The 25,516-nt window shown below is 60.8% G+C and carries 20 protein-coding genes and 1 pseudogene; 5 read left to right on the forward strand and 16 right to left on the reverse strand.

Going from position 1 to position 25,516, the window contains the following annotated elements; translation table 11 throughout:
• From OKW35_RS00005 to OKW35_RS00060, 12 genes and pseudogenes are all read right to left on the reverse strand, one after another.
• Window positions 1-2,008: 2Fe-2S iron-sulfur cluster-binding protein (locus OKW35_RS00005; RefSeq protein WP_429550832.1), on the reverse strand; the 2,008-nt coding region annotated here is incomplete at its 3' end.
• The gene (locus tag OKW35_RS00010; protein WP_187637129.1) at window positions 2,005-2,286 is read right to left on the reverse strand and encodes a sarcosine oxidase subunit delta; all 282 of its coding nucleotides are present in this window, start codon (window positions 2,284-2,286) and stop codon (window positions 2,005-2,007) included. The genes OKW35_RS00010 and OKW35_RS00005, both read right to left, overlap by 4 nt.
• Before the next feature lie 14 nt (window positions 2,287-2,300).
• Window positions 2,301-3,545 carry a sarcosine oxidase subunit beta family protein gene (locus OKW35_RS00015; protein WP_429550833.1) on the reverse strand — a complete coding sequence of 415 codons (1,245 nt, stop codon included), beginning with the start codon at window positions 3,543-3,545 and terminating at the stop codon, window positions 2,301-2,303.
• 11 nt (window positions 3,546-3,556) lie between these two features.
• The gene (locus tag OKW35_RS00020; protein ID WP_429550834.1) at window positions 3,557-4,933 is read right to left on the reverse strand and encodes an L-serine ammonia-lyase; all 1,377 of its coding nucleotides are present in this window, start codon (window positions 4,931-4,933) and stop codon (window positions 3,557-3,559) included.
• A gap of 10 nt (window positions 4,934-4,943) precedes the next feature.
• A complete protein-coding gene (gene glyA / locus OKW35_RS00025) occupies window positions 4,944-6,203 on the reverse strand; it encodes a serine hydroxymethyltransferase (protein WP_429550835.1) in 1,260 nt (419 codons plus the stop codon).
• An 81-nt stretch (window positions 6,204-6,284) separates the two neighbouring features.
• Complete coding sequence (locus tag OKW35_RS00030) at window positions 6,285-7,496, reverse strand: M24 family metallopeptidase (protein ID WP_429550836.1); 1,212 nt, start codon at window positions 7,494-7,496, stop codon at window positions 6,285-6,287.
• A gap of 225 nt (window positions 7,497-7,721) precedes the next feature.
• Complete coding sequence (locus tag OKW35_RS00035; RefSeq protein ID WP_429550837.1) at window positions 7,722-8,732, reverse strand: GlxA family transcriptional regulator; 1,011 nt, start codon at window positions 8,730-8,732, stop codon at window positions 7,722-7,724.
• A gap of 235 nt (window positions 8,733-8,967) precedes the next feature.
• On the reverse strand, window positions 8,968-10,131 hold the full coding sequence (locus OKW35_RS00040; RefSeq protein ID WP_429550838.1) for a porin: 1,164 nt from the start codon (window positions 10,129-10,131) through the stop codon (window positions 8,968-8,970).
• A gap of 131 nt (window positions 10,132-10,262) precedes the next feature.
• Window positions 10,263-11,720 carry a purine-cytosine permease family protein gene (locus OKW35_RS00045; protein ID WP_429550839.1) on the reverse strand — a complete coding sequence of 486 codons (1,458 nt, stop codon included), beginning with the start codon at window positions 11,718-11,720 and terminating at the stop codon, window positions 10,263-10,265.
• Between the two features lie 22 nt (window positions 11,721-11,742).
• Window positions 11,743-12,540, reverse strand: a complete 798-nt coding sequence (locus OKW35_RS00050; protein ID WP_429550840.1) for a creatininase — start codon at window positions 12,538-12,540, stop codon at window positions 11,743-11,745.
• A 264-nt stretch (window positions 12,541-12,804) separates the two neighbouring features.
• On the reverse strand, window positions 12,805-14,016 hold the full coding sequence (locus OKW35_RS00055; protein ID WP_429550836.1) for a M24 family metallopeptidase: 1,212 nt from the start codon (window positions 14,014-14,016) through the stop codon (window positions 12,805-12,807).
• Between the two features lie 629 nt (window positions 14,017-14,645).
• Window positions 14,646-16,130: pseudogene (locus OKW35_RS00060) on the reverse strand (Tn3 family transposase); the annotation flags it as partial.
• A gap of 303 nt (window positions 16,131-16,433) precedes the next feature.
• Here OKW35_RS00060 and OKW35_RS00065 point away from each other — a divergent pair.
• The 5 genes from OKW35_RS00065 to OKW35_RS00085 all read left to right on the forward strand — a co-directional run bounded on the left by OKW35_RS00065 (window position 16,434) and on the right by OKW35_RS00085 (window position 21,196).
• Window positions 16,434-17,156: an IS6 family transposase gene (locus tag OKW35_RS00065; protein ID WP_429550841.1), complete on the forward strand. Its 723-nt coding sequence runs from the start codon at window positions 16,434-16,436 to the stop codon at window positions 17,154-17,156.
• A gap of 547 nt (window positions 17,157-17,703) precedes the next feature.
• Window positions 17,704-18,420 carry an ABC transporter permease gene (locus OKW35_RS00070; RefSeq protein WP_429332230.1) on the forward strand — a complete coding sequence of 239 codons (717 nt, stop codon included), beginning with the start codon at window positions 17,704-17,706 and terminating at the stop codon, window positions 18,418-18,420.
• The gene (locus OKW35_RS00075) at window positions 18,417-19,313 is read left to right on the forward strand and encodes a glycine betaine ABC transporter substrate-binding protein (RefSeq protein WP_429550842.1); all 897 of its coding nucleotides are present in this window, start codon (window positions 18,417-18,419) and stop codon (window positions 19,311-19,313) included. Before OKW35_RS00070 ends, OKW35_RS00075 begins: the two co-directional genes overlap by 4 nt.
• Before the next feature lie 15 nt (window positions 19,314-19,328).
• Window positions 19,329-19,982, forward strand: a complete 654-nt coding sequence (locus OKW35_RS00080; RefSeq protein WP_429332228.1) for an ABC transporter permease — start codon at window positions 19,329-19,331, stop codon at window positions 19,980-19,982.
• The gene (locus OKW35_RS00085) at window positions 19,979-21,196 is read left to right on the forward strand and encodes a betaine/proline/choline family ABC transporter ATP-binding protein (RefSeq protein WP_429332227.1); all 1,218 of its coding nucleotides are present in this window, start codon (window positions 19,979-19,981) and stop codon (window positions 21,194-21,196) included. The genes OKW35_RS00080 and OKW35_RS00085 overlap by 4 nt, the downstream gene beginning before the upstream one ends.
• Before the next feature lie 372 nt (window positions 21,197-21,568).
• Here OKW35_RS00085 and OKW35_RS00090 read toward each other — a convergent pair whose 3' ends face one another.
• The 4 genes from OKW35_RS00090 to OKW35_RS00105 all read right to left on the reverse strand — a co-directional run bounded on the left by OKW35_RS00090 (window position 21,569) and on the right by OKW35_RS00105 (window position 25,512).
• Complete coding sequence (locus tag OKW35_RS00090; protein ID WP_429550843.1) at window positions 21,569-22,903, reverse strand: adenylate/guanylate cyclase domain-containing protein; 1,335 nt, start codon at window positions 22,901-22,903, stop codon at window positions 21,569-21,571.
• 248 nt (window positions 22,904-23,151) lie between these two features.
• Complete coding sequence (locus tag OKW35_RS00095; protein WP_429550844.1) at window positions 23,152-23,859, reverse strand: ABC transporter ATP-binding protein; 708 nt, start codon at window positions 23,857-23,859, stop codon at window positions 23,152-23,154.
• Window positions 23,831-24,589 carry an ABC transporter ATP-binding protein gene (locus OKW35_RS00100; protein WP_429550845.1) on the reverse strand — a complete coding sequence of 253 codons (759 nt, stop codon included), beginning with the start codon at window positions 24,587-24,589 and terminating at the stop codon, window positions 23,831-23,833. Before OKW35_RS00100 ends, OKW35_RS00095 begins: the two co-directional genes overlap by 29 nt.
• Window positions 24,586-25,512 (reverse strand): branched-chain amino acid ABC transporter permease, encoded by a 927-nt coding sequence (locus OKW35_RS00105; protein ID WP_429550846.1) that lies wholly within the window; start codon window positions 25,510-25,512, stop codon window positions 24,586-24,588. The genes OKW35_RS00100 and OKW35_RS00105 overlap by 4 nt, the downstream gene beginning before the upstream one ends.
• Between the last annotated feature and the right edge of the window lie 4 nt (window positions 25,513-25,516).

Below are 25,516 nucleotides of genomic sequence, written 5' to 3' on the forward strand. Positions count from 1 at the left end.
TCTTGCCGAGCGTCGACGCATCCAGAATGCCTACGCTGTTGCGTACCGCGAGACACTCGCGCGCCACCGCCGCGTGCAGATCCTCGCCGTTTTTCGGGTAGTACCACGGGCGCTTCCAGTTGCCGACGTCTTCGAACGCCGCGCCATGCGCCTCGTGCCACGGATGGATGCAGGTCTTGCGGACCGGATCGAGAAAGTCACCGAGTTCACGCCCGGCGATCGTGCCGAACGTCACCGGTGTGTAGTTCGGCCGGAACGTCGTTGTGCCGGTCTCGGGAATCGTCTTGCCCAGTGCCTGGGCGAGGATCGCCATCCCGTTGATGTTGCCAAGCTTGCCCTGATCAGTGCCGAAACCCATCGCCGTGTAGCGCTTGACGTGCTCGACGGAGTGATAGCCCTCGCGTGCAGCGAGCAGAATGTCAGACGCCGACACGTCGTTCTGGAAATCAACGAACCGCTTGGGACCGCGCGATGCTTTATCCAAGTTCGCAACCAGCCAGAGCGGGAACAGCGGTTGTTCATTCGAGACCTTCGCCTGCCACTGCTGCACGGCAGGATCTGGTAAGCCCGCGAACCGGGCAGCCCGTCGACCAGCCTTGACGCCATCATCGAGCGTCTCCGGCAGCTGGAACGCACCGCGAGCGGCACCGATGCTGCATTCTTCCTGGACCCCCGCGCCCGGAATGAAGCAAGCCTTGTCGTCGTTCCAGAGTGCCTTGCCGCCCGACTGCGCAAAGAGGTGCAACACGGGATTCCAGCCACCCGACATGCCCACCAGGTCACAGCCGAGCGTCGCAATGCGCTGCCCCACGCGTCCCTGTGCATAGCGGGCAACAGTGACGTTGCGCACGCGTTCCTTGCCGCCTGCGTCGATCACAACGGCGTTGTTGACGATGGCGACCCCGCTGCGCGCTGCCTGTTGCGGCAGCGCACCCGCGCTAGCGCCGCGAGGATCGACAACCGTCACGTCTGCCCCGTGTATCTTGAGATCGAGTGCGGCGCGATACCCTTCGTCGTTGTTTGTGAATATCACCGCACGCCGACCTGGCAGAACGCCGTAACGGTTGAGGTACGTCGAGATCGCCGACGCCAGCATGATGCCGGGCAGGTCGTTGTTGCCAAAGACCAGCGGCCGCTCATGTGCGCCCGTTGCGAGAATCACCTTCTTCGCGCGGATCTTCCAGAGCCGTTCACGCGTGCCGCTTCGCGTTGAAACGGGTAAATGGTCGGTCAGACGTTGTGTGACTGTGACAAGGTTGTGATCCTGATAGCCAAACGCAGTGCTACGGCTCATGACTGTCACTTCCGGCATAGACGAAAGCTCGGCCTCGATCGCGCGCGCCCAGTCGCTGGCCGGCTTGCCGTCAATCTTTTCTGTGCCCGACAGCAGACTTCCGCCCAGTTCGGGCTGGTCGTCAACCAGAATGACCCGCGCGCCACTCGCGCCCGCCGTTCGTGCCGCAGCCAGTCCCGCTGGACCCGCGCCGACGATCAACACGTCACAATGCGCAAAGCGCTTGTCGTAGCGGCCCGGGTCGTTTACCTCCGGCGACTTGCCCAGACCCGCGGCGTGGCGAATGCGTTCCTCGTACTTCGGCCAGAAGCTGCGCGGCCACATGAAGGTCTTGTAATAGAAGCCGGCCGGCATGAATCGGGCGAACTTCTGGTTGATCGCCATGCGATCGTGTTCGAGGCTCGGCTCCGCGTTCACGCTTGTCGCGTCGAGCCCCTGATAGAGCTCGACCTCCGTCGCACGCGCGTTCGGGATCGTGTGGGCGCCGCGCTCGAGCTGCACCAGCGCATTCGGTTCCTCGACGCCCGCGGTCACGATGCCGCGCGGCCGGTGGTACTTGAAGCTGCGCGCAACGAAATGCACATCATTGGCAAGCAGCGCCGACGCCAGCGTGTCGCCCTGAAAGCCTTGGAACGTGCGGCCGTTAAACGTGAACGTCAGGGGAATCGCGCGATTGATGCGCCCGCCCGATGGCAAACGGTTCTGCTGGTTCATGCTGATTCTCCTTCTTCCGGAACGCCGATCTTGCTGACCGACCTGAACGCGTACGTCACCGTATCGCGCTCGGCGTTGAACCAGCGGCGGCATCCCTGCGCGTGGTTCCACTGTTCACGGTGCAGGCCACGCGTGTTCTTGCGCATGAACAGGTACTCGCCCCATTCCCTGTCAGTAAGCTTCTCGGTGTCGAGCGGACGCACGATCTCGGCTTCGCCGCCGTACGAGAATTCGGACTCGGCGCGCGGCCCGCACCAGGGGCATTGAATGAGCAACATGGATCTCTCCCTGGTTAGTGCGCGACCGCTGCCGCGCCGTGTTCGTCGATCAGATGGCCGGTGTAGAACCGGTCCAGAGAGAACGGCGCATTCAGCGGATGCGGTGTGTCGTTTGCAATGGTGTGAGCGAAGGCCCACCCGGAACCCGGTGTGGCCTTAAAGCCCCCCGTGCCCCAGCCGCAGTTGAAGTACAGTCCTTTCACGTCTGTCTTGCTGACGATCGGACACGCATCCGGCGACACATCGACGATCCCGCCCCACTGCCGGTTCATCCGCACGCGCGAGAACACCGGGAACATTTCGACAATCGCCTGGAGCGTGCCTTCGATGGTGTGGAAACTACCGCGCTGGCCATATCCGGTGTATTGGTCGACGCCCGCACCGATCACGAGGTCACCCTTGTCGGACTGACTGATGTAGGCGTGCACCGCATTCGACATAATCACCGTATTAACAATCGGTTTGATCGGTTCGGACACCAGTGCCTGCAGCGGATGGCTTTCAAGCGGCAGGCGGATCCCCGCCATCTCCGCGAGCACGCTGCTGTTACCTGCTGCGACCACCGCGACCTTCTTCGCCTTGATGAAGCCTTTGACGGTATCGACTCCGACCACTGCGCCGTTGGCCCGGCGAATGCCGGTCACGCCACAGTTCTGCAGAATGTCGACACCATGCTGGTCCGCACCGCGCGCATAGCCCCATGCGACCGCATCGTGCCGGGCTACACCGGCGCGGCGCTGGAATGAGGCGCCCAGCACCGGATAACGGCTGTGCAGGTTGATCACCGGCACGATCTCCTTGATCTGCTCGGGGGTGAGGAATTCAGCATCGACGCCGTTCAGCCGGTTTGCATTGACGCGACGTTCGGTGTCGCGCACATCCTGCAGCGTGTGGGCGAGATTGATCACGCCGCGCTGACTGAACATCACGTTGTAGTTGATGTCCTGCGAGAGCCCCTCCCACAACTGGAGAGCCTTTTCGTACAGCGCGGCCGACTCGTCCCACAGATAGTTCGAGCGCACGATTGTCGTATTGCGCGCCGTGTTGCCGCCGCCGATCCAGCCCTTTTCCAGCACCGCGATGTTACGCACGCCGAGTTCCTTCGCGAGGTAGTACGCGGTGGCAAGACCATGGCCGCCGCCGCCGACGATCACCACGTCGTATTCCTTCTTCGGCTCGGGGCTCTTCCATGCGCGCTCCCAGTTCTCGTGATACGACAACCCGTTGCGCAACAAACTGAATATCGAATACCGGCTCATCGTCTGTCTCCTCAACACTCAATCACGTTGACCGCAAGGCCCCCGCGTGAGGTTTCCTTGTACTTGGTCTTCATATCGGCGCCTGTCTCGCGCATCGTCTTGATGACCTTATCCAGCGATACGTAGTGTTTGCCATTGCCGCGCAGTGCCATGCGGGCGGCGTTCACAGCTTTCACTGCGCCCATCGCGTTACGCTCGATGCAGGGAATCTGCACCAGGCCGCCCACCGGATCGCAGGTCATGCCCAGGTTGTGTTCCATGCCAATTTCAGCGGCGTTTTCGACCTGTTCTGGTGATCCGCCGAGGACCGCGGCGAGCGCGGCGGCCGCCATCGAGCACGCGACGCCGACTTCGCCCTGGCAGCCGACCTCCGCGCCCGAGATCGACGCGTTTTCCTTGTAGAGCAACCCGATCGCAGAGGCCGTCAGCAGGAATTCAACAACGCCATCGTCGTTGGAACCGGACACAAACTTGACGTAGTACTGCAGGACAGCCGGAATGATCCCCGCCGCTCCATTGGTCGGCGCCGTGACGATCCGTCCGCCAGCGGCGTTTTCTTCATTCACCGCCATCGCGTACAGGTTGATCCAGTCAATCATCGATAGCGGATCGCGCAGGCTTTCTTCTGACTGCGCTTTCAACTGCCGAAACAGATCGGCCGCGCGTCGCTTCACCTTCATGGGTCCCGGCAAGGTGCCTTCCATCGAGCATCCGCGCGCGATCGCTGCAGACATCGCGTCCCTGATCTTCAGCAACCCTTGGCGCGCGGTTTCGGGCGTGCGCCAGGTTGCTTCGTTGGCGAGCATCAACCCTGCGATAGACAGGCCGCTCTCGCCGCACATGCGCAACAGTTCGACACCTGTCCTGAACGGATAAGGAACCCGTGTGGCACCTTCCTGGCCGTTGAGGCGCTCCCCTGCATCGTCAACAACAAAGCCGCCCCCAACCGAGTAATAGACTTGCTCGTCGACCACCTTGCCGCTTGCGTCGAAAGCGGTGAAGCGCATTCCATTAGCGTGGAACGGCAGCACCTCGCGGCGCAGGAACACCATCTGCGTCTTCTCGTCGAAGGCAATCTGCTGGACTCCAGCGACTTCGATCGACTTCGTTGAGCGAATATGAGCCAACCGGGTTTCCACGTAGTCGGGATCGATCGCATCGGGGAGATTCCCTTCGAGCCCAAGCAGCACAGCCTTGTCGGTGCCGTGTCCCTTGCCGGTGGCGCCGAGCGAGCCGTACAGGTCCGCCCGGATCGCGCTCACCTCACCAAGCTTTCCGGCGTCGCGCATGCGGGTCGCGAACCGGCAAGCCGCGATCATCGGCCCGACGGTATGAGAGCTCGAGGGCCCAATGCCGATCTTGAAGAGATCGAAGGTGCTGACGTTCATGGCTTTCTCATTAAAGTCCAGCGTATACCGGCAGGCGCGCACACAACTTCGCCACCTGTTCGCGCACGCGCTGCTCGACCTGGGCATCGCCGAGGTTGTCCAGCACGTCGCAGATGAGCGCGGCGGTCAGCACGGCATCAACCTCCCTGAATCCGCGTGTCGTGATGGCAGGTGTGCCGATGCGGATCCCGCTCGTCACGAACGGCGATTGCGGATCGTTCGGCACCGCATTCTTGTTTACCGTGATGTGCGCACGGCCCAGTGCCGCGTCCGCGTCCTTGCCGGTGATTCCTTTCGCGACCAGGTCGACAAGAAACAGGTGATCGTCCGTGCCGCCGGACACCACGTCATAGCCGCGCTCGACGAATACCGAAACCATCGCGCGCGCATTCGCCAGCGTCTGTTTCTGGTACTCGACAAAGTCGGAGCCGAGGGCTTCCCTGAACGCGACGGCCTTCGCCGCGATGACGTGCATCAGCGGCCCGCCCTGGGTTCCGGGGAAAACCATCGAATTGAGCTTCTTTTCGATCTCGGCGTTGGCTCTGGCGAGAATAAGCCCGCCGCGCGGGCCGCGCAGCGTCTTGTGGGTAGTCGTCGTGACGATGTCCGCAAACGGCACAGGATTCGGATATAGTCCTGCCGCCACGAGTCCTGCCACGTGTGCCATGTCGACAAAGAGTAAGGCGCCGACGCGATCCGCGATCTTCCGGAAACGCGCGAAATCGAGAACACGCGAGTAGGCGGAGAAACCCGCCACGATCATTTTCGGCTGGTATTCGACCGCCAGGCGCTCGACTTCGTCGTAATCGATCAGGCCGGTTTCTGTATCGACGCCGTACTGGACTGCGTGATAGAGCTTGCCGGAAAATGACACCTTCGCCCCATGCGTGAGGTGACCACCGTGTGCGAGGCTCATGCCGAGAATCGTGTCGCCCGGGCTCAGCAATGCCAGATAGACCGCGGCGTTCGCCTGCGAGCCACTATGCGGCTGGACGTTCGCATAATCTGCGCCAAAGAGCTGCTTCGCACGCGCGATCGCCAGTGACTCCACTACGTCGACATGTTCGCAGCCACCGTAGTAACGCTTGCCTGGATAACCTTCGGCGTATTTGTTGGTGAGCACCGAGCCCTGCGCTTCGAGCACGCGGGGGCTGGTGTAGTTTTCCGATGCGATGAGCTCGATGTGAACTTCCTGACGCTGGCGCTCAAGGCGCATCGCGTCAGACAGTTCCGGATCGAACCCAGCAATGGTTTGTTCCTTTGAAAACATTGAAACGTCTCCTGCAACATCCTGGGGTGCCTGCGGCCGTAGCCGCAGGGTGATTCGAATGAGACCGGAACAGGCTTAGATTCAGGCCTTGATGATGTTGTGCTCCGGGCCGTACCTGAATCCGGTGATGTTGGTTGCATCTTTCTCGCCCACCACCAGGATGTCGTGCTCACGATAACCGCCCGCGCCAGGCAGGCCTTGCGGCAGCATGATCATCGGTTCCATCGAAATGACCATGTTCGGTTCGAGCACCGTGTCGATGTCTTCGCGCAGTTCGAGCCCGGCTTCGCGGCCGTAGTAATGCGAGAGCACACCGAACGAGTGGCCGTAGCCAAACGTGCGGTATTGCAGCAGGTTGTACTCCGCGTAAATCCTGTTCAGTTCGTGGGCGATATCGCTGCATCGCGCGCCCGGCTTGATCAGCTTCAGGCCCGCCTCGTGCACTTCGACGTTGACCTTCCACAAACGCAGGTGCTCGTCGGAGCAGTGGTCGAAAAACATCGTGCGCTCGAGGGCCGTGTAGTAACCGGCGATCATCGAGAAGCAGTTCAGGCTCAGGATGTCGCCCTTCTGCACCTTGCGTGTGGTCACCGGGTTGTGGGCGCCGTCCGTGTTGATGCCGGACTGGAACCACGTCCACGTGTCCATCAGCTCTGAATCGGGGAAACGCGTGGCGATTTCACGGACCATCGCCTGGGTCGACGCGAGCGCGACTTCGTGTTCGGGCACACCTTCATGAACAGCGGCGGCAAGCGCCGCTCCCCCCACATCGCACACATTGGCGCCATGCCTGATGACCTCGATTTCTGCAGCGGACTTGATCATGCGCATGTGCATCGTCTGCGCACTGATATCGACGAATTCGACAGAGGGCAGCGCGGCTTTGAGCTTTTCCAGCACATCCACGGGAACATGATCGAACTCGATGCCGACGCGGCCCTTGTTGTCGATTTCCTGCTGCACGGCACGGAAGAAGTTATCGCGCTGCCAGTCGGTGTAGACCACGTTGTAGTCGCCGACCGTACGACGCCACGGCTGGCCGCCATCGATATTTGCCGAGATCGACACCACCTTGTTCGGCGTTACGACGAGCCCGTACTTACGGCCGAACGAGCAGTACAGGAAGTCCCCGTAATAGTTGATGTTGTGATACGACGTGAACAGCACGGCATCTATATTCTCGTTGGACATCAATGCGCGCAGCTTGCCCTGGCGGCTCGCATACTCCGCATCCGAGAAGGTGTGCTTCACCTTCTCGCCATTCTCAATCCGAATCAGATTTTCCAGTTTCATGCGCTCGCTCCTTGGTGAAAAAACGCCAGCAGGTGTGAGCGAATAGTAGAAGGTCGGGGATTTAGAACGTTTTCGAAAACGACACGACGATCCTCAATTTCGACATTGAGGGTTTACCTCCGTGAGCTCGTTTAGCTGTCGGATTGGCCTGTTCAACGAGCGTGCGCCTCCGCCGCAGCGATCGTGCGTGGGCTGGAGCAAGGAAACTGTGTGGCGGGTGCTGCCTTACAATGCGTTCTGGTATCGCCGACGGTCCGCCATGGGCGAAATCTTGAACTGTGCTTTGTAACGCGTCGCGAAGTGCGTCAGTGATGTGAAGCCTGTTCGTGAACAGACCTCTTCGAGCGGCTTGCCCGTCCGGTATAGCAACTGGCGGGCGCGGAGCAGGCGAATCTCAAGATAGGCCTGAGCCGGCGTCTTACCTGTCCGATCGTTGAACCAGCGCTCAAGCTGGCGCTGTGAGACGCCCAGATACGAAGCTACCTCCGCGACCGAGAGCGCTTCCTCGACATTGCTCTCCATGATCTGCAAAGCTTCGTCGAGTTTCGTATGTTCCGCGCCCATGTATTGGCGAAGCGATGTCCGCTGCTGTTGCTCGTGACTGCGTCGTTCTGCAACGAGCAATTCGAGCACGCGTGCGGCAAGCGAACGGCTGCCGGGTGGCATGCCAAGCAGATGCACCATCAGGTCCAGCGGCGCGACACCGCCACTGCATGTGTAGCGATCCCGATCCACTTCGTAGAGGCGATTGGAGACGATGAGCTTTGGGAACTGGCCCATCAGCACGTCCTGATCTTCCCAGTGAATCGTGCACCGATAGCCGTTTAGCAAACCGGCGCGGGCCAGAAAGTAACTGCCGGTGTCGAGACCGCCCAGCGCGGTGCCGCCGCGCGCATGCAGCCGTAGCCAATCCAGCACTGCGCCGATCCCCTTGCGTGGAATCGGATTGGGGCCGACTACGAATACGGCGTCGAACGAGCCCGGGTCCCGGATCGTTGCGTCGGGGAGTACGCGGATGCCGTCGCTCGATTGAACACACTCTCCTCCCGCGCTGATGAGTTGATAGTCGTAGACACGGCGCCCGACGACCATGTTGGCGATCCGCAAGGGATCGACTGCGGCACCCAGTGCGATCAATGAGAAATTGTCGAGCAGCAGAAATCCATATTTTCTGACGCCGAGGTCATGAAGTCCGTCAGCGTGACGCTCTTCGAGCTTGATAGGGCGAGTTGGCATAGACGGGTTCTGGTCAGCAACGACCCGGCTCGCCTGCAGGCTACCTCGCCCACAAACGCTTCGGTCGACGGATTCCTGGCATCCTACCTCCAGCACCCAGTCATTTCCAGTGAAGAACGCCGATCCGCGAGCGGCGCAATAGCGGGGGCGGCCCGAGGCTGTGACGTGGTCGAAATGGGCGTCTGCCTGGCAAGGCCCAGGCAGACGTTGCCGCTGGTCGTTTAATAGCGGGCGCTCAGAACGCGTGACGCATGCCTACCGTAACCGCCACTTGCGTGGTCGTCGCGGACGGCGACAGCGTGTTGATCATCGCATGCGACAGCACGGAGTCCGCTGGCGCGCCATGCACGTTCTGATACACACCTTCGAGATAGAAGTCTGTGCGCCTGCTGACGGAGTAGTCGGTCTGCAACATGGCCGTGTTCCATCCCGGCGAAGAGCCGTTGTAGGCGCCATGCGTATAGGTGTACGCGCCCGATACGCTCACCGCCTCCGTGAGCGCGTACTTCGCATTCGCTTCGTAGTTGTCGAGGCGCAGCGAACCGGCGAGGGTGCCGGCGGAGGCATCGTTGGCGCCGAGGTAGCTGCCCGTGCCGAACGAGAAGACGCCCGCCGCGTTGTCGATCTGCGTATGACTCCAGACCAGCCCGACAGTGGCCGGTCCGAACGTCAAGTTACCGCCAAGCGACCAGATACGCTGACGCTCGGCGATGAAGTTTGCGCTTGTATCGCTGGTAGTCACGGCGCCAGTGCCGTTACCCGCGTTGTTCAGTTGCAGGTAGCCCGCGGCAAGATTCAGCGGCCCCTCGGCATACGACAGGCCGAAACCGTACGAGCGGTTATTCGCGAAGTCGCCTGCCTTGTTGCTGAACGAATACATCGTTTCGAACATGACGCCGTGGTACGTCGGGCTCGCGTACTTGACCGAGTTGTTGATGACGACCGAGTTGGCGGCGAGGTTGTCATTTTCGAATGGATGTGCGGCGATACTGCCACCCCACGTGTTGTATCCGGCCGTGAGCGGTCCGACCAGGTCGTTCATCACGTCAAACTGGCGACCAAACGTCAGGGTGCCGTACGGATCGCTTTGCAGGCCGACCCATGCCTGAGAACCGAACGCGCTACCGGCAAAAGCCTGGGCGCCGTTATTCAAAAGAAAGGATTGCTCAAGTTTGAACAGCGCGCGAAAGCCACCGCCCAGATCTTCTGTTCCTTTGAGGCCAAACACCGTGTTCTGCGTCGAGCTGGTTACTTCCTGCCAGTTGCTATGCCCGAGTTGATTGTTTGTGTAGATCAGGCCAGTATCGAACAGACCGTAGAGTGCCACGCTGCTTTGCGCGTGCGCCGGAACAGTAAAGGCGCAAAAGAGCATGACCGCGAGTAGGGACCTTTTATACATGTTGGCTCAATGAATTTGCGGTGGTTGACGAAATCAGCTGATGCGTCAAAAAATACCCGCGCTTCACAACGGCGACGGTATCCCGTCGAGGTTTGACGCGGGTAATCCAGGAAAACAAGATCGTGCGGAGTTCAACTCGCCACTTGAACGACGGCGTCTACTGTGGCTCGGAAGTATGGGCTACGCCGGGCCATCGTGAAGTAGGTCAGGCCCGCGGAGAGTAGACCGAACCCAAAGCTAAGATCGCCCCAGCCGAGGTAGTCGCGCATCAATGGGCTGACATAGGTCGGCGAATTGGAGAACAAAAGCGACGCCGCGATCCCGACCAGCAGCGCAATCACACCCGGCCAGAAGATCCCCGCGTTGTACCAGTACGCGCCGCTTCCCCACTTCATCCAGGCGTCCGCCTGATACCGGCCACGGCGCATGAAGTAGTCGACAATCACGATGGCCGCCCACGGTGCGGTCCAGAAGACCATGTAGTTCAGAAACACCTGATACATGTCGAAGAACTGCCCGTAGAACACGGTCACCACCCGGAAGCCCAGCGTGAACAGCGCAATGATGGTCAGCGACGTGATCCGGTTGATCGGAATGCGCAACGCCAGCAGCCCCAGTCCCGCCGTGTAGCCGTTAGGCACGTTGGCCGCGATGCCGCCGAGGATGATCGCGAACAGCAGTGGCACGATGAACCACGTCGGCAAAAATCGGCCAAGCTGGCTGACCGGGTCGTCGCCGAGCGTGCCACCCAGTGCCGTCGCAAACAGCACGCCGATCACTTCACAGAACATCAGCGCGACGAACTGCCCGCCACCGGCCGCCAGCGCGATCTTTTTCCAGCTGGTTTCCGCGGGGAAATAGCGGCTGTAGTCGGAGGCGAAATTCGCCCAGCCGATCGGATAGGAAAAGATGATCCCCATGGCGATCAGCCACGTACTGATCGATCCGCCACCGTGGTTGATCGCCGACGCCATCGCGAAGCTCGTATGCGGCAGCACGAAGGCCGCCAACCCACCGAAGAGCATGGCGAGCACGACCGCAATCCATTTTTCCGCGGCGATGATGGTCGCGTGTCCAAAGATCGCCAGCAGGATTTCCGCCGCGAGAATGATCGCCAGTGAGACCCAGACCACCCCGTGGCTGTGGAACCCACCCATCTTCAGCAGCGTTTCGAGCGCCTGGGTGGCGACCACCGAATTGATCGAAAACCAGCTGAGTGCGGAAACCAGACTCACCGCTTTGGGGAGGAACGATCCCAGCTGGCCGAACGAACTGCGCGAGGTCATGATGCCGGACGTGCCGGTACGCGGCCCCATGATCGTAGTCAGGCCCAGCACAAAGCAGCCGAACAGGTTACCGACCAGAATCGCACCCAGTGACTGCCACAGTGACAGTCCTTGCGACAGCGCCAGTGCCCCCGTCACCACCACCACATAGTTGGTGTTCGCACCGATCCACATCTTGAACAGCTCGGCGGGCGTACCGTGACGATCTTTTAAAGGAATCGGATCGATGCCGTGCTGTTCGACGCTCCATGCCTTGTCGGCTGTCACTTCGGCATGCGGGTTACGGCTATCGTAGTTTCCCATTGTGTTCCCCTTTTTGGATGCTTCAGGCGCGTGACGCTTTGACGCGCGCATCGTAGGCTTCGCGAAGTGCGCGCGAGATCCCTTCAACACAGACGTCGAACAGCAACGCCCCCTTTTCCGCAGAAGCGGCCGCGGCCGAGGACAGGCACCCGGACGCAGGCGTCCACTCCGGAATCGGCGGAAAGACGTCATACGGCGGAAAGCTCGCCGGTGCATGCGCCTGAACGCACGACATGTCGACCAGATGTGGATGCAGGTGCAGCATCAACGATGTTTCCAGCACACCGCCGTGCTCCACCGCCCAGCCTGGAAAACCATCCGGATAGATCCGGGCGATCGTTTCTTCAGTAACGAAATCCCAGTAAGAAAGCATCACAACCTGAAAGTCGTGAATGCCTTCCCAGCGCAGCTCGCGAATCGCCAGATCAACCCCTTCGACGGCGAACATGGAATTCTCGAAATGTCCATTGACAAGGCAGACCTTCCGCGCGCCGTGACGGGCAAACTCCTTGAGGACGTCTTTCACAGTCAACGACAGCGTGTGGCCATCCAGACTGGTTGTGCCACACAGATGGTTGCCGCCGCCGCTCTTCTGCTGGGATTTGTAGCCATACGCAATGGCAGGGGCCACCAGCGCGTCGATTTGCCGCCCTACTGCAACCGCAATTGCGCTTGGCAGCAGCACATCGGGGTTCATCGACATGTGCGGGCCGTGCTGCTCCAGCGCACCAATCGGAATCAGGATGGGCTGCGCTTGCTCTTTCACCCGGCGCGCGTACTCGGGCCACGCGAGCTCGCCTATTACCACGCTTTTTTCCATGGAAATACTCCTCCTTACCTGCCGTTTCTGTTTATGTCGATACCACGCGAACCATCAGACTATCGTAGAAGCCTAAAAATCCGGAAATGTTTCCATTCACGACAAATCGCTTCCCATTTTCGACATTCCCGCAGCGCAGGCAAAACGACGTCGATGAGGAGAACGGCGGCGATGTGCCGCCGTAGCGCTCGGGGTCACCGAATCCTACGCTTCGAGAATTTTCGGAGCTAAGGTAGTCTTCCGGCTGAACCGAAAGCGTCAGTGTCAGGCCTTGATGATGTTGTGCTCCGGGCCGTACCTGAATCCAGTAATGTTGGTGGCATCTTTCTCGCCCACCACCAGGATGTCGTGCTCACGATAACCGCCCGCGCCAGGCAAACCTTGCGGCAGCATGATCATCGGTTCCATCGAAATGACCATGTTCGGTTCGAGCACCGTGTCGATGTCTTCGCGCAGTTCGAGCCCGGCTTCGCGTCCGTAGTAATGCGAGAGCACACCGAACGAGTGGCCGTAGCCAAACGTGCGGTATTGCAGCAGGTTGTACTCCGCGTAAATCCTGTTCAGTTCGTGGGCGATATCGCTGCATCGCGCGCCCGGCTTGATCAGCTTCAGGCCCGCCTCGTGCACTTCGACGTTGACCTTCCACAAACGCAGGTGCTCGTCGGAGCAGTGGTCGAAAAACATCGTGCGCTCGAGGGCCGTGTAGTAACCGGCGATCATCGAGAAGCAGTTCAGGCTCAGGATGTCGCCCTTCTGCACCTTGCGTGTGGTCACCGGGTTGTGGGCGCCGTCCGTGTTGATGCCGGACTGGAACCACGTCCACGTGTCCATCAGCTCTGAATCGGGGAAACGCGTGGCGATTTCACGGACCATCGCCTGGGTCGACGCGAGCGCGACTTCGTGTTCGGGCACACCTTCATGAACAGCGGCGGCAAGCGCCGCTCCCCCCACATCGCACACATTGGCGCCATGCCTGATGACCTCGATTTCTGCAGCGGACTTGATCATGCGCATGTGCATCGTCTGCGCACTGATATCGACGAATTCGACAGAGGGCAGCGCGGCTTTGAGCTTTTCCAGCACATCCACGGGAACATGATCGAACTCGATGCCGACGCGGCCCTTGTTGTCGATTTCCTGCTGCACGGCACGGAAGAAGTTATCGCGCTGCCAGTCGGTGTAGACCACGTTGTAGTCGCCGACCGTACGACGCCACGGCTGGCCGCCATCGATATTTGCCGAGATCGACACCACCTTGTTCGGCGTTACGACGAGCCCGTACTTACGGCCGAACGAGCAGTACAGGAAGTCCCCGTAATAGTTGATGTTGTGATACGACGTGAACAGCACGGCATCTATATTCTCGTTGGACATCAATGCGCGCAGCTTGCCCTGGCGGCTCGCATACTCCGCATCCGAGAAGGTGTGCTTCACCTTCTCGCCATTCTCAATCCGAATCAGATTTTCCAGTTTCATGCGCTCGCTCCTTGGTGAAAAAACGCCAGCAGGTGTGAGCGAATAGTAGAAGTTCAACGAATCAGAATATTATCGACTGCGACAAACTACTCTCGATTTTCGACATGAAGGGTAAACACTCTCGGGGCTGCGAGTTCACAGTAGCACTGGTCTCGGCCAGCACTACCTAGCACCTGCTATGGCACACTATCACCGACCATATCCGGGCGTCGCGAGAACTGTTCCTTGGTCAGCGGGTGCCAGACATGGAAGGTTTCGACCCGACGGCGCCTTCCGTTCGAGCATCCGTCCTTTTGCTTCTCGCCATGGGAATGCTTCCACAACGGGGAATCGCGGCCGGCATTTGGACGATCGTTTTTTTCGGCCAATCTATATGCGGGCATTGAACACATAAAAATAGCCCTGAAAGACGCGATTCTCCGGATGCCGCCGCGACCGATACCTCAGCCAACGCGTGCCGTTTGTACATCGGAAGGTCTTGGCCAGCTTGCCGGTCGCGACGGGGTGACTATAGACTTCTTCAGTCTGCCTAACTATTTTGGTTCGGCCACGTCAAGCCTCTCCACTTGCCGCGTGTGCTGCACCACATCGGCGTCGTCGAGCCATAGCGCCTTACGGCCAAAGCCCGTGTACATCCGGCCCGGCTCGGCGCCGTACTTGGGATTGACGTGCCCGGTGCTCTGCGCGCGGCCGCCGGCGCGGAAGCGCTGGCCATCGGATGATGAGGTCGTGCCATCTCCCCAGTGAGCGGCGAACGGATGGACGTGCTGGGCGTTGACGAGTTCGGCCAGCGCCTGGGAATACGTCTCGTCGCGGATGTGCCATGCCTGCAGCCACGCCAGTTTTGCGTAGGTCGTGCCTGGGCAGGCCTCGGCCATCTTCGTGAGGCCGAGGTTGATCGCATCCGCGAGGATCGTTGTGAGCAGCAGCGTCTTGTCCTGAGTCGTCTCGCCGGTCTTCAGGTGCGTGAAGTGAGAGGTGAAGCCGGTCCACGCGTCCACCTCCATCAACAGCTCGGTGATCTTCACGCGCGGCAGCATCAGCGCGGTCTGGCCGATCAGCGCTTCCGCGTCGTCCGGTACCACCGCATCGAGCGGCGTGATCTTCAGGCCCGAGTCCGTGATGATGGCATCGGGCAGATCGTTGGCCGCCGCGAGCCGGTTGACCGTTTCCAGCCGCTGCTCGAGCAACTGCCGCCGCTCCAGGAGATACTGCTCGCAGTCGGTCGTGATAGGCAGTGGCAGCAGGTTCTCCCGCCGGATGGCTTGGAATTTTTCGGCCGGCAACAGATAGTCGTCGAAATCCTTGAACTGGCGGGAACCTTGCACCCAGACGTCGCCCGAGCGCAGAGCGTTCTTCAGCTCGTAGAGCGCGCACAACTCGTAGTACCGGCGCTCGAGCCCGGCATTCGTGAATACCAGCGGCCTCCAGCGCGGCTTGATGAACCTGGTCGGCGCGTCGGCGGGCAACTTGCGTGTGCCGTCGCTATCCATGGTGCGAATCGTGTTAATGGCGTCGAGCACGTCGACGGCCGCCGGCGCCGCGCGCAGCTTCAGAACCTCGAGGAAGGCCGGCACATAGCGGCGCAAGGTTGCGTAGTGGTCGCCGATCTCGTGCAGGAAATCGAACGCCTCGGGCTGCGCCAGTTGCTCGGCCTCGGTGACACTTTGGGTGAAGGCGTCCCATGAGATGACGGATTCGATCGCCTTGAACGCATCGACGCCGTCCTCCTTCGCCTTGAGCAGGGCCCGGCCCAGTTTCCCGAATAGTCTCACCTTGTCGTTGATGGCCTTGCCCGCGCGGTGGAACCGCTCCTGGTGTTTTTTCTTCGCGGTGTTAAAGAGCCGCCCGACGATGCGGTCGTGCAGCTCGACGATCTCGTCCGTCACCGTCGCCGTCGCTTCCATCACACTCGCCGCGAGCGTCGCGTGCCGGCGCTGCGGTTCGAACTTCGCGAGGTCGTGTGGCGTCATCTGCCCGCCTTCACGGGCAATCTTGAGCAGCCGGTTACGGTGGACCAGCCGGTCGAGGCCGGCTGGCAAATCGACGGCCTGCAGCAGTTTCAGGCGATCGATGTGTTGCAGCATCTGCCTCGAGCTCGCCTTGCCGGGGTTTGAGGCGCAGTGGAACGGAAAACCGGGTTAAGCGTGAGTGTTCGCCGTGTGCAGCGGAAATTCGTCCGCCCGTGAGAACTCACTGACGAGGGGCGATCTCGACCGGTCACGATCGTCGCAAACCCGCAGCCAATAGCTGACATTCGCCAGCCGCCGTAAGGGCGACGTCTGGATGGCCGCTACGTCCACGTGGGAGTCGCCCGAGATTCGGGTGAACCACGCCTGTGATAATGCGGTTATCAAGGTTTTGGTGCAGTAAGGGGCCGGGTTAAAATTGGGCAGCAAAAATTTCTGAGCTGTCTGATGAAGAAGACGAAGACACCGCGAACCACGCTTGCCCCGGGCCTGGCCAAGGTCCTGAAGCGGCTTCATTACCCGCTTGAAGTGATTTTGCTGTGCGTGCGATGGTACGTCGCCTATTCGTTAAGTTTGCGCAATCTCGAGGAGATGATGGACGAGCGTGGTATCGCGGTTGATCATTCCACGGTGTACCGCTGGGTACGGAAGCTATTGCCGCTATTCGAAAAGACATTCCGCAAGCACAAGCTTCCGGTTGGGAAAAGCTGGCGAATGGACGAGAGCTATATCAGGATCAAAGGCAAGTGGAAATATCTTTATCGGGCGGTGGACAAGGCGGGCGACACGATCGACTTCCTGCTCAGGGCCAGGCGGGACAAGGTTGCAGCCCGGCGGTTCTTTGAAAAAGCCATCGCCCACAATGGTGCGCCAGAGACCGTGACCATCGACAAAAGCGGCTCCAATCTGGCCGCGTTGAACGCGGTGAATGCCGATCGCGAGACGCCGATCAAGGTCCGCCAGATCAAATACCTGAATAACATCGTCGAACAGGACCATCGGGCTATCAAACGCCGGACCCGTCCTATGTTAGGGTTCAAGGATTTCCACAGTGCGAGGGTCATTCTCGGCGGCATCGAGGTAATGCACATGATCAGGAAAAGACAGATGAAATGTGTGGGCAAAGACCCGTTGTCTGCTTCCCGGCAGTTTTATTCACTTGTTATGTAAGCAATACTGATTATATTGACATTTGTCGTCTCGTCACGCTTACTGCGACAGAACCCGTGGATCGCCATCAAATGGCAAAAACTCCCCGCCGACAGGCCGCCGGGCCGCCCCTGAATTAACCACATGGGTAGACGAACCCTCCCAACGCCCGTATAATCCTTTGCACCCTAACCGCGAAATCGTAGCTAAATAGCCTTCGTTAGAAGGGGTTGGATGCAAATTAGCAGCACATTGCACCCATCCCGTCACCGGTAAAAAAGCCGGTCTTCCAAGGGGCACCCAAACCCCGCCGGACAAGCGACCCAGCGCCGCTGTCCACAACATCATCATCGATGGATCTGGCGCCAGTTTTGTTAGCTGGCAAGCCACCGAGGGCACGAGCAACTCATCGCCGAGACCCTCGCGCCGGGCAACAACACACTCCCGGCACCACTCGGTTCAACTCGCGGCATCTGCCGCGTCCCGAACTTCCCATTCGCAGCGTCGTCACGATGCCTGTGCGGCGTGGCTATTTCCGCGCGTCGCCCGAACAAGGAGGCGCATCTTCATGATTCATCGTCCTGCCAGACTGATCGGCAGTCTTGTAGCCATCGGCATTGTCGTCGCGTTGCTGTGGCGCGCGATCGACCCCGGCGCATTGCATCAGTACGCGCCCGATCTGGTCTACTACACGAAACGTCACCTGCTGCTCGTCGGCTACTCGATGGCGCTCGCGCTGCTGGTCGGCATACCCGCCGGCATCCTGCTGAGCCGCCCGTCGTTTGCGCGTCACGCCGAACGCTTCATGCAGATCTTCAACATCGGCAACACGATCCCGTCGTTGGCAGTACTCGCGATTGCGCTCGGCATCTTCGGCATCGGCGACATTCCGGCGCTCGTCGCGCTGTTCCTCGCGTCGTTGCTGCCGATCACGCGCAACGCTTACGAAGGCATGAAAAACGTCTCGCCCGCGCTGCGTGAAGCGGCGCGCGGCATCGGCATGACGGGCAGGCAGTCGCTGCTGCGCGTCGAGTTGCCCAACGCGATGCCGATCATCATCGGCGGCGTGCGCACAGCGCTCGCGATCAACGTGGGCAGCGCGCCGCTTGCGTATCTGATCGGCGCGGACAGTCTCGGCACGCTGATTTTCCCCGGCATCTATCTGAACAATCAGCAGCAGCTTTTGCTCGGCGCCGCGGCGACCGCGATTCTCGCGCTGGTGCTGGACGGCATCGTTTCGGCCGGCAGCCGCTACCTGCTCGCACGACGCGGGGTGACGGCATGATGAGTCTGTTCAAACGCAGCGGCTGGGTTGCAGCCGGCGCACTGTTCTTCGCGAGCCTTCACGCGAGCGCGGCGACGCTCGTGCTCGGTGGAAAAAATTTCACCGAGCAGTACGTGCTGACCGAGATCACGTCGCAATACCTAAGCTCGAAGGGCTACACGATCGACGCGCGCACCGGGCTCGGCAGCACGCTGCTGCGCAGTGCGCAGGAGAACGGCCAGGTCGACGTGGTGTGGGAATACACCGGCACCGCCGCGATCGTCTACAACAAGATCACCGAGAAGCTCGATCCGAAGACGATGTACGAACGCGTGAAAACGCTCGACGCGAAGCGCGGCCTCGTCTGGCTCGATGCATCGCCGCTGAACAACACGTACGCGCTCGGCTTGCCGCAACGAGTGGCGCAGCAAACCGGTATCCGCACGATTTCGCAGCTCGCCGCGAAGCTCGCGGCGGAGCCGAACAGGAAGCACGTGTTCGCGATGGATGCGGAGTTCGCCAATCGCCCGGATGGTTTGAAGCCGCTCGAAGCCGCCTACGGCATGGAGTTCAGCCGCGCGGAAACGCGTCAGATGGACCCGGGCCTCGTCTACACCGCGTTGCATAACAACCAGGTGCCGATCGGTCTGATCTACACGACGGACGGCCGCGTGAAGGGCTTCAACATCATGCCGCTCGAAGACGACCGTCACTATTTTCCCGCGTACAACGCCACGCCGGTGGTGCGCAAGGCGACGCTCGACCAGAACCCGCAACTCGCGACGCAGTTGAACGCACTATCCGACGCGCTGAACAACGACACCATGCTGGAGATGAACAAGCAGGTCGACATCGACGGCAAGCCGGTGCGTGAAGTCGCGGCGGATTTCCTGCGCACGCACAAGCTGCCCTGAGCGGAGACCTTTTCCATGACTGTATTCGACTATCTGTCGGCCAATTGGCCTGAGCTGCTGCAACTGACTGCGCAACATGTATGGCTGGTGGGGATCGCGGTGGGCTGCGCGATCATCGTCGGCGTTCCCCTGGGGATCCTGATCAATCGGCACGAGTGGCTCGCCGCGCCGTTGCTGAGCATCGCAACCGTGGTGCTGACCTTGCCGTCGATCGCGCTGTTCGGCCTGATGATTCCGGTCTTCTCGCGCTTCGGCCAGGGGATCGGCGCGGTGCCGGCGATCACCGCCGTGTTCCTCTATTCGCTGCTGCCGATCATGCGCAACACCTACCTCGCGCTGCGCAACGTCGACGCCGGCATCAAGGAAGCCGGCATCGGCATCGGCATGACCGTTTGGCAACGGCTGCGGCTCGTAGATTTGCCGCTCGGGGTGCCGGTGATTCTCGGCGGCGTGCGGACGGCCGTGGTGACGAACATCGGCGTGATGACGATCGCCGCGGTGATCGGCGCGGGCGGCCTCGGCACGCTGATCATCCGCGCAATCGGCCAGAGCAACATGATGAAGCTATTGGTGGGCGCGGTGCTCGTGAGCTTGCTCGCGATCGTCGCCGACCTGCTGCTGCAAGCGCTGCAACGCCTGCTGACACCGAAGGGAGTGCAAAAGACATGATCGAACTCGACCAACTGACAAAGACATTTACGCAGAAGGACGGCCAGCAGGTAAAAGCGGTCGACTCGGTGAGCCTGACGGTCGGCGCAGGTGAAATCTGCGTGTTTCTCGGCCCGTCGGGTTGCGGCAAGACCACCACGCTGAAGATGATCAACCGTCTGATCGCGCCGACTTCGGGCCGCGTGCTGATCAATGGCGAGGACACCTCGGGCCTGAACGAAGTCGAATTGCGCCGGCACATCGGCTATGTGATCCAGCAGATCGGTCTGTTTCCGAACATGACGATCGAGGAGAACATCACGGTCGTGCCGCGTCTGCTCGGCTGGAACAAGAAGCGCTGCCGCGAACGGGCCACGGAGCTGATGTCGATGGTCGCGCTCGATCCGAAGCTGTATCTGAAGCGCTATCCGCGTGAACTGTCGGGCGGGCAGCAGCAGCGCATCGGCGTGATTCGCGCACTCGCCGCCGATCCGCCGGTGCTGCTGATGGATGAGCCGTTCGGCGCGGTCGACCCGATCAATCGCGAGTCGATTCAGAACGAGTTCTTCCAGATGCAGCGTCAACTGAACAAGACGGTGATCATGGTGAGCCACGATATCGACGAGGCGATCAAGCTCGGCGACCGTGTCGCCGTGTTCCGCCGTGGTCAACTGGTGCAATACGATCATCCGGATACGCTGCTTGCGCATCCGCGCGATGAGTTTGTCGGCGCGTTCGTCGGGCAGGACAGCACGCTCAAGCGCCTGTTGCTGGTGAAGGCCGGCGACGCCGCCACGCAGCCGGAAACCGCCCATGCCGACCTGCCGGTTGCACGCGCCTTCCAGATGATGGACGACAGCGACAATCGCTATCTGACCATCGTCGACGACAAGCGGCAGGCGCTCGGCTATGTGACGCGGCGCGCGGCGCGCGCGGGCCAGGGCGTGTGCGGCGATCATCGGACCGCGTTCAAGGCGACGGTCAGCGCCGACGAACATCTGCGCATCGTGTTGTCGAAGATGTATCAGTTCAATTCGTCATGGATGCCGGTGCTGGATGGCGACGGCCGCTATGTCGGCGAAGTCACGCAGGATTCGATCGCGGATTATCTGAGTTCCGGACGTTCGCGCCGGCAGACGGGTCAGCCGGCAATCGTGTCGCCTGCCGTCACCGCGGCGGAAGCGGCTGCCGCTGCCGCGCAAGCGGCGGTTGTAGAGCACGCTGTGCATTCGTAACGCAATCGCATCTAAGCTGAGTAAGGATTCGAAGGCGTTGTGGACGACATGACCGCACTGATCCAGAATGGATCCAACTTGCTCGGTGGGGGGCGGTTGTTTTGACGGAAGGCCGTTGCGGGCGCCGGACGCGGCGGCCTGACAACCCTCGAAGCTGTCGCGTCGAAGACTCAGAGCAATACGGGGTTACAAGCGTGCCCCACGCGAGCGCACGACGTCGATGTTGTTCGTCGTCCCCTCCCGGTTGCGGGCGATGGCCGGTTACGGGGTAGAGCCGACGCCTGAACGTCCGGCCGACGACGGATGTGAACGGCGGATTGTGGCCGGTTGCCGTCGACTGCTTTTCCGGCTCCCTGAGCGCACACCTAGGTGCTAATGATCGACTGCGAAGAGCCGCCAATCCCCAGGAACGCCCTTCAGGGAATAAACGCCTCGATCCTGGAAATGCAACGCGGATCCAGCGACGAGATCCTTCACCGTTGCCGATACCAGCACTTCTCCAGTTTGCGCGAGACCGGCGATGCGTGCTCCGATATGCACCGCTATCCCGCCAAGGTTGTTTCCGATCACTTCGCATTCGCCGGTGTGCACGCCGGCCCTTATCTCGATACCAAGCGACTGTACATCTCTGGAGATCGCGCAGGCACACCGCACCGCGCGCGCGGGTCCGTCGAAAGACGCGAGAAAGCCGTCTCCCGTCGTCGCTATTTCCCGCCCGCGAAAACGCTCAAGTTCGCGTCGCACAAAGTTGTGATGGCATTCCAGCAGATCGCTCCAACGCTGATCTCCCAGGCTGACGGCTTTATCCGTCGATCCGACGATGTCCGTGAAGAGAACCGTCGCCAGTACGCGATCATATTCCGGGCTGTGCCTGACTCCCGTCAGGAACTCCTCGATCTCCTCGAGGATGGCGTCGCTGTTGTCGCCCCACGGGATATGGTCCGTTCCGTTCAGCTCGACGAGCTTCGCACCGGGTATGAGATCGGCCATATAGCGGGTCGCGCCGGGACTGACTACACGATCGTGACTGTTGTGCAGGATCAGCGTCGGCACTCGAATGCTCGGCAGGACATGTCTGATGTCGATGTCCGCATTCATGCGGAGCAACGCCTTGGCGGCGGCCGGGCTTGCACTGGCGCGCAGCCGACGCGCCCACCACTGGCGAAAGTGTTCGTCCCGCGCCATGCTTGGCGCGTGCGCATCGATCTTGACCGGCCCACCCCATTCCCGCTCTACTTCGTCGAGCGCGCCCTGTATCTGCTCGTCGGTTTGCCCCCATGGATAATCGGGCGCCCACCTGCGGCGCGGAAACGCGCCCGCCATGACCAGAGCCGAAGTTCGCGAAGGATAAGTGGCGGCAAAGAGTGCGCACATGGTGCCGCCTTCCGAGTAGCCGAACAGCGCCGCGACGCCGGTTCCGACTGCGCGCATCACGGCCCATACGTCGTCCATACGCACTTCGAGACTCGGCAGATCCACGACGCGATCAGACAGACCGGTTCCTCGCTTGTCGAAGAGGATGACACGCGAAAACGAAGCGAGCCTGGTCAGGAATCTTGCGAACGCCGCCTCTTCCCAGCAGAAGTCGACGTTGGAAACCCAGCCTGGCACGACGACGATGTCGGGAGGTCCCGTTCCGATCACCTGATAGGCTACATTGACATCGCCGCTTCGGGCATATCGAGTCTCTGGCAGCATAGCGAGCATCCGGTTGCAAAGCAGGATTACGATACATCCGCCGGCACAGTTGCGTTGCGCCCGGTGCAAGCCGGCGTCTGAGTCCGTTTCATGGCCATGACGAACGAGCGCACGCGCTGTAGGAATTCTATGTTTTCGGAATGGACGGTACCAGGTTCATTTTTACCGGTCCGGAGACATTGCCCCAGCGATCACTCGAAACACGCGCTGCTTCAGGCCGCAGCCACGTCCTGCCGTTCGACCCTGAGTACCGGATGTCAGACTCCGAGATAGAAACGACGGATCTCGCGATCATCAAAAAACTCCCGGCTGACGCCCTCGCGAACGATATGGCCGTGCTCCAGCAGATAAATGCGATCGACGATGCGCAGCGCCGACGATGCATCCTGCTCTACCAGCAAAACCGAAGTCCCATCGCGCCTGATGTCATCGATGGCGCGAAAAATGGTCGATTTCAGTTTTGGCGCCAGCCCCGCCGAGGGCTCGTCCAGCATCAACAGCTTCGGCTTGCCCATCAGCGCCCGCCCGATTGCAACCATCTGCTGCTCTCCCCCTGACAGAGTCCCGGCACGCTGCGATCTGCGTGCTCGCAAAATCGGAAAGAGTCCGAACACCCGTTCCAGGTCGCATTCGATCTCGTCGCAGTTTTTCCGCAAGTACGCGCCGAGCCGCAGGTTCTTTTCAGCGCTCAATTCGCGGAACAGATGTCTGCCCTCGGGACAATGACAGATGCCCGCCGCGACGATCCTGTGGGGCGGCATGCCATCGATGCGCCGCTCCTCGAAGCGCACCGTGCCGGCGCTGGACAGCACTCCCGAGATCGCCCGCAATAGCGTCGTTTTACCCGCGCCGTTCGAGCCCAGCACGCCGACGACTTCATGCAGCCCGACGCGCAGCGAAACGCGTTCTATGGCAACCGCCTTTCCGTACCTCACTTCAAGGTTCCGTACCTCGAGCAGCGGCATGGCCGTTCTCCCGCGTTCCGATATACGCGGCCACGACCGATGGCTCACGCATTACCGCGTCGGGTTCGCCGTCAGCGATGACTTTCCCTGAGTCCATGACCAGCAGGCGCTCGGCCAACAGCATCAGATCGCGAACCCGGTGCTCGATCATCAACACCGTGATTCCTTCGTGTCTGTTCAATTGCCTGATCAACGCCGATAATGTTTCCGCCTCATGCGCTCCCAGACCTGAAAACGGTTCGTCCAATAGCAGCAGGAGAGGCTTCGTTCCGAGCGCGCGGGCGATTTCCAGCCGTCGCAAGTCACCCTGTGACAATGCGTGAACAGGCAGCGACGCCTTATCCCTCAGGCCGACTCCTCCGAGAATATGCAGCGCACGGGCACGCGTCGTCTTGAAATCGCGAACTCTGGGCGCGAGGCACCCGACCATGACGTTCTGGACGACGCTCATCCCGGAAAAAGGGCGGCACAACTGAAAAGTCCGTGCGCATCCGAGGTTCACGATACGGTCCGCGCCCTTGCCCGTCAACAGCGTGTCTCCAAGGCGCACTTCGCCGCGGTCGGCTGTCAGAAAGCCGGTCAGCAGATCGAACAGCGTGGTCTTGCCCGCGCCATTCGGACCAACAATCCCGGTGATTTTCCCGGCGGAAATGCTGAGCGAAACGTTTCTGATCGCATAAACGCCCCCGAAGTGCTTCGATAGTCCGGTCGCTTGCAGGAGCGCGCTCATTCACCGGCTCCGCTCAGAGCCTGCCAAAGCGGCGCCACCAGTCCGTGCGGCCTGAAAAACAGCATCAGAACCAGCAAGGCGCTGTAGACGAGCAATCTCCACTCTCCCGCACCGCGCAACAGTTCCGTCAGCACCGTCAGCAGGATTGCTCCAACGGCTGCGCCGTAGATCGAGCCGATCCCTCCTACGTAGGCCATCGTGATCACCGAGACCGACACGAACACTGAAAGCAGCTGCGGCCCCACCTGCAACTGATGGTGCGCATAAAGCGCCCCGCCCAGGCCCGCGGGCGCCGCGCCGATGGCGAACGCCACGACCTTGTACAGCGTCGTGTTGTGGCCGCTCGCGCGGCAAGCCAGTTCATCTGCGCCGATCGCACGAAGAATCAGGCCCCATGGCGATGCCGATATCGCGAGCAGAATCGCAACGATCACCACCAGGCAGAACAGACTCAGGTAGTACAGTTCGAGAGGCGACTTGAGCAGGGGCGCGATCCCCTGAAGGCCATCCTCGCCGCCCGTCCGCTCCCAGAAGATCAGCGTGAGACGCTGCATGATCGCGGCCGCCGCCAGCGTCGCCAATGCGAAATAAGGTCCGCTCAGACGCAACGTCGGTATGCCGACGACCAGGCTGAACGCCACTGCGACACATGCCGCAGCCGGCATGCTCCACCACGGGTTCGCCATCCAGATCGTGTTCAGAAATGCTGCCATGTAGGCACCGGCGCCAATGAACAGCGCATGACCAAAATTCTCACGGCCGGTGAGTCCGGACATGAAGTCCCAGCTTGCCGCCCAGATGCCGTAGATCAGGCCGAGCGTGAGCACGCCGACGAAATACCTTCCGCGCACGACCAGTGGCAGCGCGATCATCACCGCCGTGAAGCCAGTGGCGCCAGCCAGGTTTGCGTAAGCTTTCGACATGGGA

It is taken from the genome of Paraburkholderia sp. MM5477-R1 (assembly GCF_050436385.1).
Classification (GTDB): Bacteria; Pseudomonadota; Gammaproteobacteria; order Burkholderiales; family Burkholderiaceae; genus Paraburkholderia; species Paraburkholderia tuberum.

What these genes read in the sequence shown, in the direction of transcription:
- OKW35_RS00010 (WP_187637129.1), bottom strand. Translation starts at nt 2,286, where the DNA reads ATGTTGCTCATTCAATGCCCCTGGTGCGGGCCGCGCGCCGAGTCCGAA.
- OKW35_RS00015 (WP_429550833.1), bottom strand. Translation starts at nt 3,545, where the DNA reads ATGAGCCGGTATTCGATATTCAGTTTGTTGCGCAACGGGTTGTCGTAT.
- OKW35_RS00020 (WP_429550834.1), bottom strand. Translation starts at nt 4,933, where the DNA reads ATGAACGTCAGCACCTTCGATCTCTTCAAGATCGGCATTGGGCCCTCG.
- glyA (WP_429550835.1), bottom strand. Translation starts at nt 6,203, where the DNA reads ATGTTTTCAAAGGAACAAACCATTGCTGGGTTCGATCCGGAACTGTCT.
- OKW35_RS00030 (WP_429550836.1), bottom strand. Translation starts at nt 7,496, where the DNA reads ATGAAACTGGAAAATCTGATTCGGATTGAGAATGGCGAGAAGGTGAAG.
- OKW35_RS00035 (WP_429550837.1), bottom strand. Translation starts at nt 8,732, where the DNA reads ATGCCAACTCGCCCTATCAAGCTCGAAGAGCGTCACGCTGACGGACTT.
- OKW35_RS00040 (WP_429550838.1), bottom strand. Translation starts at nt 10,131, where the DNA reads ATGTATAAAAGGTCCCTACTCGCGGTCATGCTCTTTTGCGCCTTTACT.
- OKW35_RS00045 (WP_429550839.1), bottom strand. Translation starts at nt 11,720, where the DNA reads ATGGGAAACTACGATAGCCGTAACCCGCATGCCGAAGTGACAGCCGAC.
- OKW35_RS00050 (WP_429550840.1), bottom strand. Translation starts at nt 12,540, where the DNA reads ATGGAAAAAAGCGTGGTAATAGGCGAGCTCGCGTGGCCCGAGTACGCG.
- OKW35_RS00055 (WP_429550836.1), bottom strand. Translation starts at nt 14,016, where the DNA reads ATGAAACTGGAAAATCTGATTCGGATTGAGAATGGCGAGAAGGTGAAG.
- OKW35_RS00065 (WP_429550841.1), top strand. Translation starts at nt 16,434, where the DNA reads ATGAAGAAGACGAAGACACCGCGAACCACGCTTGCCCCGGGCCTGGCC.
- OKW35_RS00070 (WP_429332230.1), top strand. Translation starts at nt 17,704, where the DNA reads ATGATTCATCGTCCTGCCAGACTGATCGGCAGTCTTGTAGCCATCGGC.
- OKW35_RS00075 (WP_429550842.1), top strand. Translation starts at nt 18,417, where the DNA reads ATGATGAGTCTGTTCAAACGCAGCGGCTGGGTTGCAGCCGGCGCACTG.
- OKW35_RS00080 (WP_429332228.1), top strand. Translation starts at nt 19,329, where the DNA reads ATGACTGTATTCGACTATCTGTCGGCCAATTGGCCTGAGCTGCTGCAA.
- OKW35_RS00085 (WP_429332227.1), top strand. Translation starts at nt 19,979, where the DNA reads ATGATCGAACTCGACCAACTGACAAAGACATTTACGCAGAAGGACGGC.
- OKW35_RS00090 (WP_429550843.1), bottom strand. Translation starts at nt 22,903, where the DNA reads ATGCTCGCTATGCTGCCAGAGACTCGATATGCCCGAAGCGGCGATGTC.
- OKW35_RS00095 (WP_429550844.1), bottom strand. Translation starts at nt 23,859, where the DNA reads ATGCCGCTGCTCGAGGTACGGAACCTTGAAGTGAGGTACGGAAAGGCG.
- OKW35_RS00100 (WP_429550845.1), bottom strand. Translation starts at nt 24,589, where the DNA reads ATGAGCGCGCTCCTGCAAGCGACCGGACTATCGAAGCACTTCGGGGGC.
- OKW35_RS00105 (WP_429550846.1), bottom strand. Translation starts at nt 25,512, where the DNA reads ATGTCGAAAGCTTACGCAAACCTGGCTGGCGCCACTGGCTTCACGGCG.